Raw genomic sequence first — 3,466 nt, forward strand, 5'->3', positions numbered from 1 at the left:
TTTCCAAGGTGGCGTGAGACCAAGACCCAAGGCGAATATTTGTTCGGCAAGCATGGCAATCCTCCTGAGGGAGGGCTATCCAAACTGGGCGAGGTCGGTCAATTCCACATTAAACGTCGAAGAACCTTCTTTTTCAGAGTTCCAGCGAGGTTGCGGATTCGTTCTTGGCCGTGAAAATGGGGGCTATCTTTTAAAATGATGATGGCGGCGCAGGTTTTCCTATCTCTCTCGATTGATGGAGGGGCGAGTATTGCGGACATGCCCATGCAGGTCGTGTTGTCTGATCGCGAGTTGCGGTAGGTTAGCTGGACATGGGCGGGCAACGCGTTTACCAAATCTTGAAAGTCAAAAAGGACATGCCATGCACCATGACGCCTTCGCCAATCTGGACGCGCTGAAGTCCAAGCTCGACGCTCATCGTCCCCTTGCGCCGGAACTTGTCCGGAACCTGCGCAAGGACATGGTGCTGAGGTACACCTACCATTCCAACGCCATCGAGGGGAACACGCTGACCCTCATGGAGACCAAAGTGGTATTGGAAGAAGGTTTGACCATCGGTGGCAAACCGCTGAGACATCATCTCGAAGCCATCAACCATGCCGATGCCATTACCTATCTGGAAAGTCTCGTGCAGGAGAACATCCCGCTTGATGAGCGCATTTTGAAGGATCTGCATCAGCTTGTCCTGCGGGGTATCGACAATGAAGCCGGGCGTTATCGCGGCTGCAACGTCATCATCTCAGGTGCTGGGCATGCGCCACCTGATCATCTCCATGTCGGCGAACGCATGCAGAGCTTCTTCGACTGGTACCATGGCGAGGCCCAGAGCCTTCATCCCGTTGAAAGGGCTGCCAGGGTGCATGCCGACCTGGTCATCATCCATCCCTTCCGGGACGGCAACGGCAGGACTTCAAGGCTCGTCATGAACCTGGAACTCATGCGGGCAGGATTTCCGACCGTGATCATCCCGGTGGAAGATCGGGCCGCCTATTACGAGAATCTGGACAAGGCGGGGAAGGACGCGGATTATGGTCCGTTCGCTGAGCAACTTGCCCAGTTGGTCGAACGAAGTTTCGCCCCTTATTGGTATCTGCTCGGCATAGCCTAGCCGTTAAACACAACAACGAACGAAAAGCCCTGGAGTCACAAGCTCCGGGGCTTTTCGTATTTGGAGGATTTCATGACCGATACACGGGTCATGATGCGTTCGGTGCCATTGGTGGCCAGCGTGCTCGGCAGAAAATACGGGGTGAAGGTCGAGATGGGTGGGGCGGATGCCTACACCGACGGCAAGACCATCCACCTTCCGGCCATGCCAAGCGAGGTGCCGGACACTTTGCTGGCAATGGTCAGGGGATTTTTGGACCACGAAGCGGGGCATGTCCGGGAAACGGATTTCAACGCCCTGCAGGAAGCCAGGCTCTCACCCATAGAGATGCACGTTTGGAACACCCTGGAAGACTGGCGGGTCGAACATAGACTCGCGTCCATATTCCCAGGGTGTCGCCAGAACTTTGATTGGCTCATCGGGTACCTTTTCGGTTCGGAGGGCCGGGATGAACTAGCTGACCATGCGGCCAATATTCTCAACTGGCTGCTGCTTGAAGTCCGTTCCTGGGATGTCCTGTCTTTGTCCAAACAAAGAGACAGCTTGGCGAGACAAGTGGACAGAGGCCTTCCGGGGATAAGGGCGAAGATTGAGCGCGTGCTGAAACTGGTCCGAATCAAATGCGAGTCTACCCAGGACGCCATCAAATACGCCCGCGAAATTGTGCGCGCTTTGGATCAGTACGCAAACCCTGTGAGCCAGCCAGAGCCTTCGGCAAGCGGACCCTCGGAGAGTCCGGCACGTTCGGCACGAAGTGATCCTGGTGGACAAGGCAACAAGAACGACCGGCTCGAAGGGGCAGATGATCCGTTGCCAGACGGGGGACAAGAAGCTGAAGCGGAGCATGACGGATTGTCCGAATCAGACGCTGGTGATGCTTCGGAGCCATCTGGAGTTGGCGAAGCTTCTGGAGAGGCCAGGGAGCATGTTCAGCGCCTGCTTGGGGCAGGTGAAGACGCGCTTCCGCAAAACCTGGGAAACATCTTGGCCAGTGTCCTGAATGAGACGTCCCGCGATTCGGTGCAAACTTCGATCGCCGTGGCTGTTCAGACATCCAAATATGCCGGTCCGCTTTCAGGGGATGATATTAAGGAAGCCAGGCAGGCATGCAACGCACTTCGAACCAGACTTGGTGGCCTGCTGCAGACCAAGGTTCTGGCCCGGGCGGGAGGTGGCCGAAGGGGGCGCCTTGACACCAAGCAGCTTCATCGTCTGGCCGTGTCCGATCCGCGCGTGTTTCGAACCAAGGCCGAACGGGTTGGAATTGATACCGCCGTGCACATCCTTCTTGATTGCTCCGGGTCCATGGTGCGGAGAATTCATCTGGCCTGTCAGGCTTGCTACGCGGTGGCCTCTGCCCTTGAGGCTTCACGGATCAACATCGCCGTCACCGCGTTTCCAGGCACGCAGACTCCAGATGGCTCGTACTCAACGATCGCCCCCGTCATACGTCATGGACAGAAGGTGAATCCCAATCTGGATCTGTCTCCTGCAGGTGGCACGCCTATGGGGGAAGCGCTGTGGTGGGTGATGCAGGAGATGCTGCCACTGGCCGAGAAGAGAAAGCTCGTGCTCATAGTCACCGACGGGGATCCGGACTCCGTAGATTGCGCCATCCAGGCGATCGAGCAGGGGATGAGGGCCGGTTTTGAGATCTACGGCATCGGGATCACGAGCCAGGCCATAATGGGGCTGTTGCCGGGCCGAAGCGTGGTCGTAAACGCCATGCCCGAACTGGCTCCCGCCATGTTCACATTGCTTGAGAACGCAATTCTGATCAGGCGTGGAGAATGATGAGCATATTGAAGGAGCATAACCTAAATCCGGGAGGGAGCGTATGGTGATTGTTTATCGCAATGACATGGGGAAATAGCAATTTAAAATCAATAACGGGAATTACTGCGACCTCGCGTGCAGTAAACTCAAGAGAGGGAAAAATCATGATGAACTGGGGATCACTTATCGCTATTGCGCTGACCGTGCTTCAAATCGTGAAGGAGAACATCGATGACTGATGAAATTATGCCAAGGGAAGACAGAAGTGGAAAAGTGTGGGCATTTCTGGGCGGATGCATCGCTGGAATTGCCGGATTGTTTGCGGTGGCGCTGATATCGGACATGCCATCAAGCACCGCGTCGTCATCCGATTCATCTGAGAATGATACTGCTGAACAAGAGGAACTGCTGTCCCCAAAGGAGGAAGGCGGCAGCGTCTCTGGCAACTAATCATTGTAAGCGCTCTAGGAACCCCATCTTTCAATAATTTCAGGCTATGAGATAGTACACCTCCATCCCAAGGAGGTCATCCTATGAAATCTCATATCGGCCAGAAGCGGGCAACTTGGTGGCACGCTCATG

4 protein-coding genes are annotated in these 3,466 nt (G+C 55.5%); all 4 read left to right on the forward strand.

Going from position 1 to position 3,466, the window contains the following annotated elements; all coding sequences use genetic code 11:
- Positions 1–199 (forward strand): hypothetical protein (locus LHW45_11165; GenBank protein ID MCB5286128.1); only part of this gene is annotated, 199 nt, incomplete at its 5' end.
- Between the two features lie 162 nt (positions 200–361).
- The gene (locus LHW45_11170) at positions 362–1,108 is read left to right on the forward strand and encodes a Fic family protein (GenBank protein MCB5286129.1); all 747 of its coding nucleotides are present in this window, start codon (positions 362–364) and stop codon (positions 1,106–1,108) included.
- A 72-nt stretch (positions 1,109–1,180) separates the two neighbouring features.
- Positions 1,181–2,902 carry a VWA domain-containing protein gene (locus LHW45_11175; GenBank protein ID MCB5286130.1) on the forward strand — a complete coding sequence of 574 codons (1,722 nt, stop codon included), beginning with the start codon at positions 1,181–1,183 and terminating at the stop codon, positions 2,900–2,902.
- A 213-nt stretch (positions 2,903–3,115) separates the two neighbouring features.
- Positions 3,116–3,334 (forward strand): hypothetical protein, encoded by a 219-nt coding sequence (locus LHW45_11180; GenBank protein ID MCB5286131.1) that lies wholly within the window; start codon positions 3,116–3,118, stop codon positions 3,332–3,334.
- The last annotated feature ends 132 nt before the right edge of the window (positions 3,335–3,466 follow it).

This window comes from Candidatus Cloacimonadota bacterium, from assembly GCA_020532085.1.
Taxonomy (GTDB): Bacteria; Cloacimonadota; Cloacimonadia; order Cloacimonadales; family Cloacimonadaceae; genus Syntrophosphaera.